Raw genomic sequence first — 16,549 nt, forward strand, 5'->3', positions numbered from 1 at the left:
ATCCTGCGGCCAGACACCACAAGACTGCCGCAAGATCATCATCCCGGGCCTGCCCAACACACCCTCACCCAACCCGAGAATTAACCACCAGGGTCGCAGGATGAGCCTAAAACGGCCTCCGCGGTCAGCCGCGGAGCATCAGGCCGACCTTCTGGAACTCCTTGAGGTCCCGGTAGCCGGTCTTGGCCATCGCGCGGCGCAGGCCACCGAAGAGGTTCAGCGTGCCGTACGGGTCGCTGCTCGGGCCGAACAGCAGCTGCTCCAGGTCCGCCCCGGAACCGGCGAAGCCGACGATCTCGCTGCGCGGCAGGCTCGGATGCGCGGCGGCGGACGTCCAGTAGTAGCCCTGCGCTGGCGTCTCGGCCGACTCAGTCAACGCCTCACCGAGCATCACGGCGTCGGCACCACAGGCGATCGCCTTCGCGATGTCCCCCGAGTACGACAGGGCACCGTCGGCGATCACGTGCACGTAGCGCCCGCCGGTCTCGTCCAGGTAGTCGCGGCGGGCCGCGGCGGCATCGGCGATCGCGGTCGCCATCGGCACCCCTATGCCCAGCACCTGCGTGGTGGTGGCCGCGCGGGACTGCCCGAAACCGACGATCACTCCGGCCGCGCCGGTGCGCATCAGGTGCATCGCGGTGCGGTAGTCACCGACCCCACCGGCGATCACCGGGACGTCGAGCTCGGCGATGAACCGCTTGAGGTTCAGCGGCTCGCCGTCCCGGGCCACGTGCTCGGCGGAGATGATCGTGCCCTGCACGACCAGCAGCTCGACGCCGGCCGCGAGCAGGTCCGGGGTCAGTTCCTCGGCGTGCTGCGGGCTGACCCGCGCCGCCACGGTGACACCGGAGTCCTTGATCTGCTTCAGCGCGGTGGCCAGCAGGTCCGCCCGGATCGGCGCGGCGTGTAGCTGCTGCAGCAGCCGGATCGCGGCCTCCGGCTCGCTGTTTTCCTCGGCGGCGCGGACCACCTCGAATAGCTTTTCCTCGACGTTCTCGTGCCGCGCCCACAGACCCTCGGCGTTCAGCACGCCCAGGCCACCGAGCTCGCCGATGCGCACCGCGGTGGCCGGCGAGACGATCGCATCTGTCGGGTGCGTGACCAGCGGGATGTCGAAGCGGTAGGCGTCGATCTGCCAGGACAACGAAACGTCCTTCGACGACCGGGTCCGCCGGGACGGCACGATCTCCACGTCGTCCAAGTCGTAGCCGCGCATGGCCGTCCGGCCCATGCCGATCTCAACCTGATCCCGCACGTCAGTCCCTCCTCGCAGCACCGCTGTCCAGCGAAACATTCTCGCTGCGGCATCCGGGCGACGTACAACTGGGGCACCTAAAGGGAGCTCGCGCGGCCGCCGGTGAGGTGGAGCGAACGGCCTCTCCGCCTGCTCTAGCGAGACAAACGGTCCGTTCGCCGCACCATCCCGCGGCGAAGAACGACCCGGCCGCCGCCTCGTTGGGAGGCGGAGGCCGGGTCGGCGGTGCTCAGCGGGTGGTGTAGTTCGGCGCCTCGACGGTCATCGTGATGTCGTGCGGGTGGCTCTCCTTGAGCCCGGCCGCCGTAATCCGCACCAGCTTCGCATCCTGCAGCTCGGGGATGGTGTTGGAACCCGTGTAGCCCATGCCCGAGCGCAGACCGCCAATCAGCTGGTCCACGACCTGCGCCAGCGGCCCGCGGAACGGCACCCGTCCCTCGATGCCCTCCGGCACCAGCTTGTCCTCGGACAGCACGTCGTCCTGGAAGTACCGGTCCTTGGAGTACGACTTCGCCTGGCCCCGTGACTGCATGGCGCCCAGCGAACCCATCCCCCGGTAAACCTTGAACTGCTTGCCGTTGACCAGAACCAGCTGGCCCGGCGACTCGGCGGTACCGGCCAGCAGGCTGCCCAGCATGACGCTGCTCGCACCTGCCGCGATGGCCTTCGGGATGTCACCGGAGTACTGGATGCCGCCGTCGCCGATCAGCGGTACGCCCGCCGGGCGGCACGCCATGCTCGCCTCGTAGATGGCGCTGATCTGCGGCACGCCGACCCCGGCGACGACGCGAGTGGTGCAGATCGAACCCGGCCCGACGCCGACCTTCACCGCGTCCGCCCCGGCGTCGACCAGCGCCTGCGCGCCCGCCCGGGTCGCCACGTTGCCGCCGATGACGTCGACGGAGTTGCCGAGTTCCTTCTTCAGAGTCGCGACGGTGTCCAGCACCGCGCGCGAGTGCCCGTGCGCGGTGTCCACGATCAGCACGTCGACACCCGCGTCTACCAGCGCCATCGCGCGCTCGTGCGAGTCCGCGCCGACGCCGACCGCGGCGCCGCACAGCAGCCGGCCGTCCGGGTCCTTGGTGGCGCTGGGGTACTGCTCGGTCTTGACGAAGTCCTTGACGGTGATCAGGCCGCGCAGCTTGCCGGCGTTATCGACGATCGGCAGTTTCTCGATCTTGTTCCGCCGCAGCAGTCCGAGCGCGGCCTCCGCGGTGACGCCGACCTGCGCGGTGATCAGCGGCGCGGCGGTCATCACCTCGCGCACCCGGCGGGTGTAGTCCGCCTCGAACCGCATGTCGCGGTTGGTGATGATGCCGACGAGAGTGCCGTCCGGGTCGGTCACCGGGACACCGGAGATGCGGAATCGGGCGCACAGCGCATCCACCTCGGCGAGGGTGTCCTCCGGCGAGCACGTGACGGGGTCTGTGACCATGCCGGCCTCGGAGCGCTTGACCACCTCGACCTGGGCGGCTTGCTCCTCGACCGACAGGTTGCGCTGCAGGATGCCGACGCCGCCCTGCCGGGCCATGGCGATCGCCATCCGGGCCTCGGTGACCGTGTCCATCGCGGCCGACAGCAGCGGCACCCGCAGCCGGATGTTGCGGGACAGCTGAGTGGACGTGTCGACGCCGCTGGGGATCACGTCGGATTCGTCGGGCAGCAGCAAGACGTCATCGAAGGTCAGACCCAGTGTCGCGAACTTCGAGGGGAGGCCGGGTGCGGAGAGTTCGCTGGTCATGGCGAGGGATGTGCCTTCCTTCACGCGGTGGTCCACAAACCTGCGGATGCGGCTTGGATGTCCTCGGCGAATTACGTCGTGCAACGTGGCATCGGCGGCGGGGATTCCCTCAATGATAGAGACCACAGGTCAGGGCTAGTTGCCCCGTCCGCGCCAGGCGTGTGCCATGCCACGGCGGGCACCCAAACCCGCCCCCGACACCCCCACGCGGTCGACGCAGCCGGTACCGTGCGGGCCGTGCCGCACGATCCGATGCCACCAGACCCGTTCGCGGGTGACCCGGAAGATCCGAGCATGGCACTCGGCGATCACGACGTTGACGACGGACCGCCGCTCGGTGACGACGAGCGGGCCGAACTGCTCGCCGATCTGACCGATCTCGCCGTCTACCAGGCACTGCTGGAGCCCCGCGGGCTCCGCGGCATCGTGGTGGACTGCGGGGACTGCGGCGAATGTCATTACCACGACTGGGAGTTGCTGCGCGCCAGCCTGGAGCAGCTGCTGCACGACGGCCGGATGCGCCCGCACGAGCCGGCGTTCGACCCGAACCCCAGCGACTACGTCACCTGGGAGTACTGCCGTGGCTACGCGGACGGCGTGACGGAAAGCGAAACAACCCGCTGAGGTTTTCACCGCATACGAACGAGAAGAGGGGCTCCCCACCGGGAGCCCCTGCTCTGCTTCAGGAGTACTGGGCAGTCATTCCGTCACGGATTGCTGCTGCTCTTCTGGGGGAAGAGATCCGAGCCCGAGCCGCTGGACGGGTGTTCCGAGCTGCCACTGGTCTCGCTCGGCGACGTGCTCGACACCGGCGGCGTGGACGACGACGGCGGCTGTGAGGAGCTGTCCGTCGGCGGCACCGGCGGGGGCAGCGGCTGCGACGGCGACGGCGAAATGCTCGGCGTCGGCGGCGTCTCGGACGTCGGCTGCTGCGAAGTTTGCTCGTGCTCGTGGTCCATCCGCGCGGTCAACGAAGCGTGCGCGGCGCGCAAGTCGGACAGGCCGTGCTCGTCGTCGACGCCCCGCATCTGCTCCTGTGCGGAGCGCAGCGCGGCCTCGGCAGCGGTGCGGTTGCCCTGCTCGATCGCACCCTCCGCCGTGTTCAAATCCTCGCGAGCCGAGCTCGCGGCCACGACCGCTCGGGTGTGATCGGTGTAGAGGACCTGGGCGACGCCCCACAGCATGTCGCCGGGCTGCGCGTCGCGAGCAGCCACCCCAACGCCGGTGAACGTGATCATCAGGACCGCGGCGGCGGTGGCCACCGGCACCAGGTGCCGGCGCTTGAGCCTGCGGTGCGGGCGGTTGCCCGCCGCGATCGCCGAGGCTGCGGTCTCCACGTCGACGAGATCGCCGATCGGCGCGGCGTCGATCTCCTGCCGCCACGCGACCAGCAGCGCCTCCAGGCTGGGGCGCTCGTCGTCGGCCTGCGCGGCCACGTCGGGGTTGGTCCCGCCGAGCACGTCCAGCAACGCGTCGTCGGCCTGCAGCGCGCTCAGGTCGATCGGTTCTTCGCCGAAGTCGTCGAAGTCGACCAGCTCATCGCTCCCGTCGGCCGGGCGCGGCCGGAAATCGAGCACATCAGCACCGCCCGTCTCGGCGGACGCGGTCTCGGATACGGTGGTTTCGGACTCGGCCGAGTCGGAATCCCGATGGTTGTCGATCAGTTCCGTTCCCTCGTCTGCGGACCCCTCAGCGGGCGTCAGGTCCCGCTCGTCTGCACCGCGCGAACGGTCCTCGTGCCGACGGGACTCGACAGGGTCGTGTCCCGCCTGCTCCCCCTCGGGCCCCTTCCGCTCAGCCATTCAGACCACCTCCTCCGCGGACAGCGTCTTTCGCAGCCGGGCCAACGCGCGGTGTTGAGCCACGCGTACCGCGCCCGGCGTAGAACCGACCGCTTCGGCGGTTTCCTCCGCCGACAACCCGACGACCACCCGGAGCAGCAGAATCTCCCGCTGCTTGGCCGGGAGGATGCGAAGCAGTTGCGCCATCCTGCCCGAAAGCTCACCCTGCATGGCTCGCTGCTCCGGTCCGGCCTCGGATTCCGGGGTGTCCGGAACGTCGGCGACCGGTTCGGAGCGGTTGCGTGCCAACGCACGATGCGCATCAGCCACCTTGTGTGCGGCGATGCCGTACACGAACGCCAAGAACGGACGCCCCTGGTCCTTGTAGGTGGGCAGTGCGGTCAGAACCGCAAGGCACACTTCCTGGGCCACGTCGTCCGCCGAAGCGAACGACCTCTCGTTTCGTCCGACTCTGGCGCGGCAGTACCGCACCACCAAAGGACGGATTTCGGCCAGCAAGCGCTCGATCGACTGACGATCGCCGTCGACGGCGGCGCCTACTAGAGCGTCCAGCCCGTCCCCCACGTTGGTCATCGCAGACAGCAGCCCTGGTGTTACGCGTTCAAGCGATTCGGATTTGTCCGGCGGAAATCGCGTGCCTCGCACGCCGCGCCGAGCTCACCGTACCGGGCAAGGGATGATCGTTGAACAGGGAGTGGGGGGAGGGGGCCGTCGTCGTCACACATTCAGAGATACCAGACGCCGTGCCCGGCGGCGTTTGACCAGGCCACCGGGATCAAGGTGGACCACGAGCGAAGATCAGAGACGATCTTCACAAGGGCAGTGCAGCAGGGCGATCACGCCGCTTCCGGACATTTGCGGAGTTTGCCGCAAACGCCAGTTTCGGACCACTATGTCCGATCGAGCGGACCGTGGTCCGCGCCACGCTCGCGACCGCGGCCCGGGAATCCGGGCCGCGCCGAAGTGGCGCGGACCACAGCCGCACTCGTAACGTCAGCTCGCTCCAAGCCAACGCCTCGCCCGAGCACCGGCAGCCAGGGATCGTCCTGCCGGTGCGCTCCGATCAGCAGCCGCGCGGTGATCACCGCGCGCGGCGATCACGCGACGAGGCCGCGGCGGAAACCGTGCGCCACCGCTTGCGCACGGTCTCGCACGCCGAGCTTCCGGAACAGCCGGCGCGCGTGGGTCTTGACCGTGTCTTCCGAGAGGTAGAGCTCCCGGCCGATCTGGCCGTTGCTCTTGCCCTGGCTCATGCCCCGCAGCACTTGGAGCTCGCGCTCCGTCAGCTGTACTCCGGGGTCGGACGGCTGCCGGGGTGCGGGCACCGAAGTGCTCGCCAACGTGTGCGCCAGCGCCGCGACCAGCTCCGGCCGGGAAGCATCCCAACGGAGATAGCCACGAGCTCCACCGGCGATCGCGGCGGCGATGCTCGCCGCGTCGTCCGGCGCACCGAACACGATCACGTTCGCTTGCGGATGCGCAGAGACGAGCCGACGGGTGGCCTCGACGCCGTTTGGCACCGCACGCTGGGTGCCGACCAGCACGACGTCGACGGCCTGCCGCGAGAAGCGGGCCAACAGCTCGTCACCATGCGCGACGCAATCGATTCGACTCACTCCGGGGACAGCAGACATCACACGAGTGAGCCCTTCCCGGACGCTACGTCGGTCATCGCAGATCAGGACCGTCGTCACGGGAACTCCTTTCCTGCAGGCGAGTGACGTTCCACCTCCCCTATCGGACGCAGGGGCCAAAACCTTGACACGATCCGGTGCTTAATCCGTCAAGAAATTTTGTGCCCCCCACGTCGGAGGCGGTTTCACCGGAACGGAGCAAGCCGCCAAGACCGGGTGGTTCACCGCCCGGAAGGCCGCCGGCCACGCGCCGTACCTGCAGTATTCACCCGATTGCACGCAGTCGTGACCGCAGTTTCGCTCGTCCGCACGAACAGTGTCACCCCACCCGTACAGCGCAGTGTGATTCGCGACACAATCGCGCCCGATTCAGCCCAGAACGGTCTCCGAAACACGCGCCACAGCGGCATCGAGCGAATCGAGGAGCTCCACGTGCGCTGGCAACGCCTGCTGCGCCCAGCCGCCGCCGGCCACGAAGGCGCGGGCGCGCTGCCGGGTGATCGGGATGTCGTCCAGGACGCGCGGCGAGGCGTAGTACGACTGGTCCGCCCAGAGCACCACGGCAGCCGGCGCAGAGCGGCGCACCGCCGCGGCCAGCCCTTCCCTCGGCAGCGCGGCACCGAACAGCCGGTGGCCGACGCGGTTGGCCGCGAGCGCCGCAGCGAGCGCCACGAGTTCGAGTTCCTGCGCTTCGCCGGGCACCGGCGCGAGCACCACCGGACGCGGGTTGATCGGCGCCGGCGCGTTCGCGATCACCGACCGCAGCGCGGTTGACGCGCAGTCGACCAGCAGCTGCAGGACCTCGATGCCGGAGCCGGACCGCTGCCGACGTTCGCTGGCCGCGCGCAGCACCGGTTGCAGCATGCCCTGCCAGGTCTCCACGACCCCTTCGCTGTCCATTGACTCGATCAGCAGCCGCTGCACGGACCAGGAGTCCAACGCGAGCGCCGCTCGCCCCAGGCCGCGGGCGCTGGGCCCGGCGCCGGTGAGCTTCAGCCCGCGCCCACCTGTGTTGAAGCCGCCGACCAACTTGATGTCGCCCGCGCCGTCGAGCACACCGGAGAGCATCATCGGTCCATCGCCGGATTCGTCGGGCTGCGTTTGCTGCTCGGCCGCATCGGGGTATCGCTGCGGCAGCGGTGCGGCGGCGGTGCGCGCGTAGCGAGCCGCCTCCATGGGCGAGGCGCCTCGCAGCAGAGCGCGTTGCATCTGTTCCAGGCGCGCGATGTCGTCCGGGCCGTACCGACGGTGTCGACCACTGGTGTGATCGCTGGGGCCGAGCCCGTACCGGCGATCCCAGGTGCGCAGCGTGGCGGGAGCCACACCGAGCCGGCGGGCCACCGCAGCGACGCTGAGGCGCGGCGGGTCGTCCGACGCAGCACCGTCGGGGCCCTCGACCGGCCCCGGATCGTCGCTCGGATTGGAGGTGTCCTGCCCCTGCACAGGTTCCGGCCGCGTCGTCACGCGGGACATGTTCCGGTTCCGGCTCGTGGAGGGCAAGCCATTGGGCGTCGATCTTCGTCACCCAGAGATCACTCCAATGATGAACAGCTTTTGGCGCGATAGGGGTTGAACAAGTTTTGGCGCGGTTCTACGGTCGGATCATGCGAGGCTGCGGCGCCGCCGCAGCGGGGAGGGGACCCACCGCTAGGAGGTGGTTTGCGCAATGGCAGACACTCGACGTCTTCCAGGACCGAACGCCGATATCTGGGATTGGCAGATACGGGGCTCCTGTCGAGGCATGGACAGCGCGTACTTCTTTCATCCGGACGGCGAACGTGGCCCGGCGCGAGCCCGGCGCGAGGCGAAGGCGAAAGAGGTGTGCCAACACTGCCCGGTGATCGCGCAGTGCCGGACCCATGCACTTGCCGTGCAGGAGCCGTACGGCATCTGGGGCGGACTGTCGGAATCGGAGCGAGAAGTGATCATCAAGGCGCGCAAGCGCCAGCAGCTGGCGGTCGCGGCCAGCTGATGCGCTTGTGTCGGCCGCCGCGGCGAGTACCGCGAACGGCCACCGGAGTCGAATGACCACGAGGGGCGTCATTCGACTCCGGGCAAGGCAAGAAAGAGATCGGGGCGGCACCCAGGATGTGGGTGCCGCCCCGATCTTTCTTTCGCGCGTGCCGGCCCGGCTACGCGGTCACGAGCTTGGGCTCAGTGCCCGTGCCCGTGGCCGTGCCCGGCAGCTTCCGGCTTCTCCTCCGGCTTCTCCACGACCGCGCTCTCGGTGGTGATCACCATGCGGGCGATGGAAGCCGCGTTGGCGACCGCGGAGCGGGTCACCTTCAGCGGGTCGACGATGCCGGACTGGACCAAGTCGCCGTACTCACCGGTCGCCGCGTTGTAGCCGGCACCCCAGTCGAGGTCGCGGACCTTGGAGACCACGACCGCGCCTTCCTGGCCCGCGTTGTTGGCGATCCAGAACAGCGGGGCGTCCAGCGCGCGGCGCACCAGCTGCACGCCGGTGGCCTCGTCACCGATGAGCCCGAGGCCGTCGGCCAGCACCTTGGCGGCGTGGATCAGGCTGGATCCACCGCCGGGGACGCTGCCCTCCTCCGCCGCTGCCTTGGCGGCGGCGACGGCGTCCTCGATGCGCGACTTGCGCTCCTTGAGCTCCGTCTCCGTGGCCGCACCGACCTTGATCACCGCGACGCCGCCGGCCAGCTTGGCCAGCCGCTCCTGCAGCTTCTCGCGGTCCCAGTCGGAGTCGGTGGCCTCGATCTCCTTGCGGATCTGGTCGGCCCGGTCCTTGACGTCCTCGGTCTTGCCGCGGCCGTCCACAATGGTCGTGGTGTCCTTGGTCACGGTGACCCGGCGGGCCGAACCGAGGACCTCGGGGCTGGCCTCGGACAGCTTGAGCCCGACCTCCGGCGCGATAACCTGGGCGCCGGTGGCCACCGCGAGGTCATCCAGGAACGCCTTGCGGCGGTCGCCGAAGAACGGGGCCTTAACCGCGACGGCCTTCAGCGTCTTGCGGAGCGCGTTGACGGCCAGGGTGGACAGCGCCTCGCCCTCGACGTCCTCAGCGATGATCAGCAGCGGCTTGCCGCCCTGCGCGATCTTCTCCAGCAGCGGCAGCAGGTCCTGCAGGTTGGAGATCTTCTCCCGGTGCAGCAGGATCTGCGCGTCCTCCAGCACCGCCTCCTGCCGCTCCGCGTCGGTGACGAAGTGCGGCGAGATGAAGCCCTTGTCGAACTGGACGCCCTCGGTGATCTCCAGCTCGGTGGCCAGCGTCGAGGACTCCTCGATGCTGATCACACCGTCCTCGCCGACCTTCTCCATCGCCTCGCCGACCAGCGCGCCGATGGTCTCGTCGCGGGAGGAGACGGTGGCGATCTGGGCGATGTTGTCGCGGCCCTTGACCGGGGTGGCCTTGGCCTTGAGCGCCTCGACGACGGCGTCGGTGGCCGCCTGGACGCCCTTGTTCAGCGCCGCCGGGTTGGCACCCGCGGCCAGGTTGCGCAGGCCCTCGCGGACCAGCGCCTGGGCGAGCACGGTGGCGGTGGTGGTGCCGTCGCCAGCGACGTCGTTGGTCTTCGTCGCGACGTTCTTGGCGAGCTGGGCGCCCAGGTTCTCGAACGGGTCGCTCAGCTCGATCTCGCGGGCGATGGTCACGCCGTCGTTGGTGATCTGCGGCCCGCCGAATTGCTTGTCCAGCACGACGTGCCGACCGCGCGGCCCGAGGGTGACCTTCACCGCGTCAGCGAGCTGGTTGACGCCGCGCTCCAGGGCGCGGCGCGCCTGCTCGTCGAAGGTGATCTGCTTAGCCATGGTTCCAACAGCCCTTCATGGGTACCTGATCTATTGAGGCCGTACTTGCTCCATCGACAAGTCCCGCTGCCCCGGACGTGCGACCGCCCCGGGGTCCCGCGGTCGGGACCGCCGGGGCGGCATTGCTCGCTTGGTGCGGCTGCGTCAGTTGACGATGGCCAGCACGTCGCGGGCGGAGAGGATCAGGTACTCCTCGCCGTTGTACTTGACCTCGGTGCCGCCGTACTTCGAGTAGATGACGACGTCGCCTTCCTTGACATCCACCGGGATGCGGTTGCCTTTGTCGTCGACGCGACCCGGGCCGACAGCCAGAACCTTGCCCTCCTGGGGCTTTTCCTTGGCGGTGTCCGGGATCACGATGCCGGACGCAGTCGTCGTCTCGGCCTCGCTCGCCTGGACCACGATCTTGTCCTCAAGCGGCTTAATGCTCGCCACGGTGTGACCTCCACCTTCTGGGGCCTTCGAAGCGTTGTCTGGGTTAAGACGGTTCCGTAGCTCCCCGTCGTCGCGGGTGCCGGGGCGCTGCGGTGCCGTTCTGCTAGCACTCTACCGATGAGAGTGCCAACGCTCAACAACTACCCGCACCACGGGATGTCGGAGCACCGGCGAGCGCATGCCTGCGCTCATTCCACCAGCTCGTCAAACCGAAGCCGCACCGGCAACGGCACCTCTGCGACGAACTCGGCCGCAACATGTGATCGGGCGCAGGACTCAGCGACACGACCAGGCTTCCCTCTTGGAGTTCGTAGCGGTGGCGATCGTCTTCGAGTTCGGCGTAATCCCGGACCGTCAGCGGCCTCCGCAGCGACGACCCGACCCCGTATGCGACGGGTGCGGCACGGCAGTCATTACGACCCCTCACTACGCCGGTTGTGGCGATTACGGATCGTAGCGGATCGGCTTGTGGACGCCGCCACCTGGGAAGTTGTCACCGATGATCTGCTGTGCGTGATCTTCGCTGGTAGATCGGCATGCGGGAAATTTCACCAATGCCATGAGGCGGTTCACATCCGCCCCATTCGGTGCCCTAGGTTGCCTGGCATGCCCGCCCTCTCGAAGCCCGCGAACCGCCCCTGGGAGCGCCGCCCCCGGCCCGCGCGCCCGCCCGGCCCGCCCGGCCCGCCGACCCGAGCCGGTTGGCGCCCGAAGTAGCGCCGCGCCGGGCTCACTGCTCCGGCTGGTGGCGGTATAGCTCGGCGTACCGCTGCGCCCGCTGGGCGCGGACAGCGGCCCTCGCCTGCTCGCGTACCTCCTTGCCCGTGCCCAACGGATAGCCGTGCTTGACGAGCCGGTACTCGCTGGTGTGCTCCAGGTACGACATCGAGTACCAGACCGCCAGGATCACCCCGCCCAGCACGGACATCGCCCGGATCCAGAACGGCCCCGGCAGCAGTAGGAAGAGCAACCCCGGGGAGATCTGGACCAGGCTGCGCGCGAGGTGCCTCAGCACCCAGGTGCGGCAGGTGATGTCGTGCAGCACCCATTCCCGGCAGCGCGCCGGCAACCGCCCGCCGAAGGCATACCAGATCCACTGCACCGGATTGGGCCGGATTCGTCGGTCAGCGACCATGTCCCCTCCTTAGCCGAAGGCATCCGAGAACACCGATATACTAATCATTAGTACGCTAATGATTAGCGTGACCGTCGGCACCCGGCCGGAAGGGAGCTCCCGCGATGAACCAGATCGACCTCGGCGAAGACCCGCTCGCCCTCGATCGCCAGGTGTGCTTCGCGCTCTCCGTCGCCTCGCGCAACGTCATCTCCGTCTACCGGCCGCTGCTGGCGCCGCTCAACCTGACGCACCCGCAGTACCTCGTGATGCTCGCGCTCTGGGAGCAGTCGCCGCGATCAGCGAAGGAACTCTGCGGTGCCCTCCAGGCCGATCCGGCTACCTTGTCGCCGCTACTCAAGCGCCTCGAATCGATCGGCTACCTCCAACGGCGCCGCAGCGCCGAGGACGAGCGACTGCTGACCGTCGGGCTGACGGACAAGGGCCGACAGCTGCGCGCAGAGGCCGAGAAGATCCCGTACCGCGTAGTCGAACTCCTCGGCATGCAGGTCTGCGAACTGGAGCAGTTGAACGAGACCCTGACCAAGGTGATCACGGCGACCCGCCGCGTCCTCGACGCCGAATAGCACGCCACCGGTGGGCGAACCGCGCCGGAAGCGCAGCTGATCGGCGCGCGAGGGGTCCGCCGGCGGGACGTCGCGCGTGTTTCGGCCGAGCCAATGTGTCGGGACTGCACCAAATCCTCGCCTCTCGCCGGTGCCTTCCTGCCTTCGATCGCGCCGCGGTCGAACCCTGAGGAACCCGCAAGACGACCGGAGAACTTACGATGACCGATTCGCGCGCGCTGGGACGTGCTCGGCCAGCAGGTGTTCTTCTCCAAGATCGACCTGACGCCGGCGCCGAAAAAGGGCTTCAACATCAACGCTTGGGGCGGCTACGCGGCCAACCGCGACCGGATCGCCGACGCGATAGCCGACAGCGCGGTCCACAACCACGACTGCTCAAGGAGAACCCCACGTGAAGGTCTACGCCAACCGGCGGGTATACGTGCGCACCAAGTCCAGCGGGACCGAACTGCGCGCCGACTACCGGGTGCTGCCGCGCGTGTCCAAGAAGGATGCTCCGGCGGAGACGGCGAATGCGTTTGTCGTCGAAGGCGGCTACCCGGTGCTCAACCCAGTCTGAGGCGCCGTCGGCCGGACGTCCTGCGGGTTTTCGTTGCTGCGCCGCGCATTCAGCCGCGGCACCGCTCTCCGGCGCGGGGGAAACCCGGTTACTCGGAGCCGGGTGCCCCCTTTCGCCGGTCGGGATGCACGGCCGAAGGCGGTCACCGGGCATGGCACACTTGGCCGGTGCGCGGACTGTGGGTGGGGCTGGTCGGGCTCGGAGCGGTCGTGGGGCTGCCATCCGGTTGGTCGTGGGTGCGCAGCGGTGGGCGCATCAAGGCGGTTCACGACGTGCGCGCAACCGAGTTCGCGCTCGTGCTCGGCGCGGGGGTGCGCTGGGACGGCCTGCCGAGCCGGATCCTGCAGGGCCGGTTGGACGTGGCGCGCGCGTTGTTCGAGGCGGGCAAGGTCCGGCGGATCATCGTCAGCGGCAGCCCTGAATCCCGCGGGCACAGCGAGCCCGTCGTGATGCGGCGTTACTTGGTGCGCCAAGGGATTCCCGCGTCCTCGGTGGTGCTGGACGAGTCCGGTGTGGACACTTGGTCCTCCTGCCGGCGTGCCTCCGACGACTTCGAGCTGCGCGAGATCACCGTCGTGACCACGCGGTTCCACCTCCGCCGCGCGGTGGCGCTGTGCCGGCGCGCAGGCATCGACGCCCACGGCGTCGGCCACGACGCGGCTGCCGACGGCCTGCGCCGGGTCTCCGCCCGCGGTGCCCGGCGCGAGTTCCTCGCTACCACCAAGGCCTTCTGGTGGCGTCGTTGATCAACCCCTGGAGAAGGGCGTAGAGACCTCCCGCCAAGCCGCCAAGCCGAGGGACGTACACATCTGCGCGCGATCCGATCACGGTTGGTGATCCGGCGTGACGCACAGCGAGTCTTGCCGGCGGAGAAAACTTGGGCGGAAGTTCCGGCGATATCAGCACGTCCTCGCCGAATAGGGATGTGACCATCATGATCGCGCGAAGAGTCCGCGGCTGGTTGAGCGCGGCGTGGCCCTGTTATCAATCAGGCTGCTGCGGCGTTGTCTGCTCGCCGCGCGGAAGCGGCCGTGCCGTCCGGTTTCGTCCTCCGCAGCCAACCCAGCGGACAGGCCGCCTTCGACCTGACCGACTCCGCCGACGGGCCGCACCAGGACCATCGCGCAGTTTCAGGGGATCACAGTTTCAATTGAAACTGTGATCACTGGACGACGATGGTGCCGACCGGCAGGCCCGGGTTGGCTGGCATGTCCAGGGGCGACGGCTTGGCGCCGGCGGCGAGGACGTGGGCGCCCAGCGCCGCGATCATCGCGCCGTTGTCGGTGCACAGGCGGGGGCGCGGCACGCGAAGCGTGATGCCCGCTTCCGCGCAGCGCTGGGCCGCCAGCTCCGACAGGCGGGAGTTCGCCGCGACACCGCCGGAGATCACCAGCGTGTCCACGTCCAGATCCCGCGCCGCGCGCACCGCCTTCGCCGTCAGCACGTCGGCCACGGCCTCCTGGAACGACGCGCACACGTCCGCCACCGGGATCTCCCGGCCCGCGCGCTGCTCGGTCTCGACCCAGCGGGCGACCGCCGTCTTCAGCCCGGAGAAGGAGAAGTCGTACTTGGAATCGCGGGGCCCGGTGAGCCCGCGCGGGAACGCGATCGCCTTCGGGTTGCCCAGCTTCGCCTGCTTGTCGATGGGCGGGCCGCCCGGGTACGGCAGGTCGAGGATGCGGGCCACCTTGTCGTAGGCCTCGCCGGCGGCGTCGTCGATCGTGGAGCCGATCTCGGTGATCTGCTCCCCGATGCCCTCCACCAGCAGCAGCTGCGTGTGCCCGCCGGAAACGAGCAGCGCCAGGCAGCGCTCCGGCAGCGGCCCGTGTTCGAGGGTGTCGACCGCGACGTGCCCGCCGAGGTGGTTGACGCCGAACAGCGGCACGCCCAGCGCGGCCGAGTAGGCCTTGGCCGCCGCGACGCCGACCATCAGCGCCCCGGCCAAGCCCGGCCCCGCGGTGACCGCAATGGCGTCCACATCGGACAGTTCGAGGCCGGATTCATCCAGCGCGCGGCTCATCGTCGGGGCCATCGCCGCGAGGTGCGCGCGGCTGGCGATCTCCGGCACGACGCCGCCGAAGCGGGCGTGCTCGTCGACGCTGGACGCCACCGCGTCGGCCAGCAGCTCGACCGTGCCGTCGGCGGCCAGTCGGACCAGGCCAACGCCGGTCTCGTCACAGGAGCTCTCGATGCCGAGCACCACTCGGTCCGCAGTCATGACGCGTCCTCCGCAGTGACCGTCTCCGCAATTTCCGTAGGGAATGCGGGGCGCCGCATGGTGTGCGCATCCGCCCCGGACGGCTGGTAGTAGCGCTTGCGCAGCCCGACGATCTCGAAGCCGTGCTTCCGGTACATCCCGATCGCGGCTTCGTTGTCGGTGCGCACTTCCAGGAACGTCGTCGCCCGCTGCTCGTCGGCCCTGCCCAACAGCGCGCGCAGCAGCGCCTTGCCCACGCCGCTGCCCTGGTGCGCCGGGTCGACGCCGATGGTGTGTACCTCGGCTTCGGCGTGCGGCGCGCGGCCGACGACGGCGAGCCCCGCGTATCCGATCAGGCGCTCGTCGATGTAGGCGCCGACGTAGAAGTGGCCCTGGTCGAGCTCCGCAGCGAACGCGGACCACGACCACGGGTCGTCACCGGGGAAGAGCACCTGCTCCAGCTCCGCGCAGCTCTTCAGGTCGCTGCGGCGCAGCTTCAGCACCCGCAGCGCGGTCGTCGCACGCTCGGTCACTTCCCACCCCTGGTCAGCACGGATTTCCGCTTAGCCGGCGCTTCGGCGTCCGGCCGCCGCAGGTAGAGCGGCACCAGCGGGGCAGGTTCGGACTGCAGCACCGCGCGCGCCGCCGCGACCAGCCCGACCGGAGTGGGGTAGCGCGGCCCGACGACCTTGATGTGCAGCGCCTCCGCCATTTCCCCTGCGGCCGCGCCGAAATCGCCGGCCGGGACCTCTGCTGGGCGCTGCACGTGCGGCCCGTCGATCCGGGTCCGCTCGGCGTCGTAGGCGGCCCAGTAGACCTCCTTGCGGCGCGCATCAGTGGCGACCAACACGGCGCCTTCGGCGGCGGCCTGCGCGGCGATCGCGTCGAGGCTGCACACGGGATGCACGGGGCGGCCGCAGGCCTGGCCGAGCGCCGCTGCGGTGGCCATGCCGACGCGGAGGCCGGTGAACGGGCCGGGGCCGGAACCTACGACGATCGCATCGGCATCGGCGAGTTCGCGTCCAGCCTCGGTCATGACGTCCACCAGCTGCGGCATGAGGAGTTCGCCGTGCGCACGCGGGTTGACCGTGACGCGCTCGGCGAGGACGCGCGGCGAACCGTCGTCCAGGGCGACCAGCCCGGCCGTGACCGCGGGGGTCGAGGTGTCCAGCGCAATGACGAGCACGATTACTCAGCGTACGTCAGCCCTGGTCACCGGGGTTACGTGGGGACCACCACGCCCCCGCTCGCGCGCCCCGACCCGGGCAGCGGCGGTCCCGGACTGCGGTGCCGCGTTTCCGCAGGTCCGCAAAACCAGCTCGAACGGGCGGTCATGGACGGGTCTCCCCGGCGCTCGCCGGTGGTGCTTTGGACAGTTCCGAGGCCGTGAGCACTTATTTTGGGGAGGCATGCTGAGCCCCATTACGCCTGCCCGTGCGTTTTTCGCCTTGGTG

General features: G+C 69.3%; 17 protein-coding genes and 1 pseudogene. 6 read left to right on the forward strand and 12 right to left on the reverse strand.

Annotated elements, in window-relative coordinates:
- Window positions 1-124: 124 nt before the first annotated feature.
- Both ACWDKQ_RS26370 and guaB read right to left on the reverse strand, forming a co-directional pair.
- Window positions 125-1,255: a GuaB3 family IMP dehydrogenase-related protein gene (locus ACWDKQ_RS26370; RefSeq protein ID WP_450141453.1), complete on the reverse strand. Its 1,131-nt coding sequence runs from the start codon at window positions 1,253-1,255 to the stop codon at window positions 125-127.
- A 229-nt stretch (window positions 1,256-1,484) separates the two neighbouring features.
- Complete coding sequence (gene guaB, locus ACWDKQ_RS26375; RefSeq protein WP_450141475.1) at window positions 1,485-2,996, reverse strand: IMP dehydrogenase; 1,512 nt, start codon at window positions 2,994-2,996, stop codon at window positions 1,485-1,487.
- 252 nt (window positions 2,997-3,248) lie between these two features.
- Here guaB and ACWDKQ_RS26380 point away from each other — a divergent pair, with 252 nt between their 5' ends.
- Window positions 3,249-3,620, forward strand: coding sequence for a DUF5319 domain-containing protein (locus ACWDKQ_RS26380; RefSeq protein WP_450141476.1), 372 nt, complete (start codon window positions 3,249-3,251; stop codon window positions 3,618-3,620).
- 83 nt (window positions 3,621-3,703) lie between these two features.
- Here the strand turns inward: ACWDKQ_RS26380 and ACWDKQ_RS26385 are convergent, their stop codons facing one another.
- The 4 genes from ACWDKQ_RS26385 to ACWDKQ_RS26400 all read right to left on the reverse strand — a co-directional run bounded on the left by ACWDKQ_RS26385 (window position 3,704) and on the right by ACWDKQ_RS26400 (window position 7,905).
- The gene (locus ACWDKQ_RS26385) at window positions 3,704-4,798 is read right to left on the reverse strand and encodes an anti-sigma-D factor RsdA (RefSeq protein WP_450141454.1); all 1,095 of its coding nucleotides are present in this window, start codon (window positions 4,796-4,798) and stop codon (window positions 3,704-3,706) included.
- Window positions 4,799-5,371 (reverse strand): sigma-70 family RNA polymerase sigma factor, encoded by a 573-nt coding sequence (locus ACWDKQ_RS26390; protein ID WP_450141455.1) that lies wholly within the window; start codon window positions 5,369-5,371, stop codon window positions 4,799-4,801.
- Between the two features lie 524 nt (window positions 5,372-5,895).
- Complete coding sequence (locus ACWDKQ_RS26395) at window positions 5,896-6,492, reverse strand: response regulator transcription factor (protein WP_029536209.1); 597 nt, start codon at window positions 6,490-6,492, stop codon at window positions 5,896-5,898.
- Between the two features lie 309 nt (window positions 6,493-6,801).
- Window positions 6,802-7,905 (reverse strand): MerR family transcriptional regulator, encoded by a 1,104-nt coding sequence (locus ACWDKQ_RS26400; RefSeq protein WP_450141456.1) that lies wholly within the window; start codon window positions 7,903-7,905, stop codon window positions 6,802-6,804.
- 193 nt (window positions 7,906-8,098) lie between these two features.
- Between ACWDKQ_RS26400 and ACWDKQ_RS26405 the strand changes: the two genes are divergently transcribed.
- Window positions 8,099-8,404 carry a WhiB family transcriptional regulator gene (locus ACWDKQ_RS26405; protein ID WP_029536210.1) on the forward strand — a complete coding sequence of 102 codons (306 nt, stop codon included), beginning with the start codon at window positions 8,099-8,101 and terminating at the stop codon, window positions 8,402-8,404.
- A gap of 182 nt (window positions 8,405-8,586) precedes the next feature.
- Here the strand turns inward: ACWDKQ_RS26405 and groL are convergent, their stop codons facing one another.
- The 3 genes from groL to ACWDKQ_RS26420 all read right to left on the reverse strand — a co-directional run bounded on the left by groL (window position 8,587) and on the right by ACWDKQ_RS26420 (window position 11,773).
- The gene (groL, locus tag ACWDKQ_RS26410; protein WP_450141457.1) at window positions 8,587-10,203 is read right to left on the reverse strand and encodes a chaperonin GroEL; all 1,617 of its coding nucleotides are present in this window, start codon (window positions 10,201-10,203) and stop codon (window positions 8,587-8,589) included.
- Between the two features lie 144 nt (window positions 10,204-10,347).
- Complete coding sequence (groES, locus tag ACWDKQ_RS26415) at window positions 10,348-10,638, reverse strand: co-chaperone GroES (RefSeq protein ID WP_450141458.1); 291 nt, start codon at window positions 10,636-10,638, stop codon at window positions 10,348-10,350.
- A 730-nt stretch (window positions 10,639-11,368) separates the two neighbouring features.
- Window positions 11,369-11,773 (reverse strand): DUF5313 family protein, encoded by a 405-nt coding sequence (locus tag ACWDKQ_RS26420; RefSeq protein WP_450141459.1) that lies wholly within the window; start codon window positions 11,771-11,773, stop codon window positions 11,369-11,371.
- A 104-nt stretch (window positions 11,774-11,877) separates the two neighbouring features.
- On the opposite strand from ACWDKQ_RS26420, the gene ACWDKQ_RS26425 reads away from it, so the two are divergent.
- From ACWDKQ_RS26425 to ACWDKQ_RS26440, 4 genes and pseudogenes are all read left to right on the forward strand, one after another.
- On the forward strand, window positions 11,878-12,339 hold the full coding sequence (locus ACWDKQ_RS26425; RefSeq protein WP_450141460.1) for a MarR family winged helix-turn-helix transcriptional regulator: 462 nt from the start codon (window positions 11,878-11,880) through the stop codon (window positions 12,337-12,339).
- Window positions 12,340-12,579: 240 nt separating this feature from the next.
- Window positions 12,580-12,645, forward strand: a pseudogene (locus ACWDKQ_RS26430) (hypothetical protein); the annotation flags it as partial.
- 85 nt (window positions 12,646-12,730) lie between these two features.
- Complete coding sequence (locus ACWDKQ_RS26435; protein ID WP_450141479.1) at window positions 12,731-12,898, forward strand: hypothetical protein; 168 nt, start codon at window positions 12,731-12,733, stop codon at window positions 12,896-12,898.
- Window positions 12,899-13,107: 209 nt separating this feature from the next.
- The gene (locus ACWDKQ_RS26440) at window positions 13,108-13,644 is read left to right on the forward strand and encodes a SanA/YdcF family protein (protein WP_450141477.1); all 537 of its coding nucleotides are present in this window, start codon (window positions 13,108-13,110) and stop codon (window positions 13,642-13,644) included.
- 416 nt (window positions 13,645-14,060) lie between these two features.
- On the opposite strand, the gene tsaD is transcribed toward ACWDKQ_RS26440, so the two are convergent.
- Genes tsaD through tsaB form a run of 3 tightly spaced genes read right to left on the reverse strand, consistent with a single transcriptional unit; the run spans window position 14,061 to window position 16,281 of the window.
- A complete protein-coding gene (tsaD, locus tag ACWDKQ_RS26445) occupies window positions 14,061-15,116 on the reverse strand; it encodes a tRNA (adenosine(37)-N6)-threonylcarbamoyltransferase complex transferase subunit TsaD (protein ID WP_450141461.1) in 1,056 nt (351 codons plus the stop codon).
- Window positions 15,113-15,604 (reverse strand): ribosomal protein S18-alanine N-acetyltransferase, encoded by a 492-nt coding sequence (gene rimI / locus ACWDKQ_RS26450; protein ID WP_450141478.1) that lies wholly within the window; start codon window positions 15,602-15,604, stop codon window positions 15,113-15,115. The genes tsaD and rimI overlap by 4 nt, the downstream gene beginning before the upstream one ends.
- A 20-nt stretch (window positions 15,605-15,624) precedes the next feature.
- Window positions 15,625-16,281 (reverse strand): tRNA (adenosine(37)-N6)-threonylcarbamoyltransferase complex dimerization subunit type 1 TsaB, encoded by a 657-nt coding sequence (tsaB, locus tag ACWDKQ_RS26455; RefSeq protein ID WP_450141462.1) that lies wholly within the window; start codon window positions 16,279-16,281, stop codon window positions 15,625-15,627.
- Window positions 16,282-16,549: the final 268 nt, after the last annotated feature.

The sequence above is a fragment of the Saccharopolyspora sp. NPDC000995 genome, from assembly GCF_053599315.1.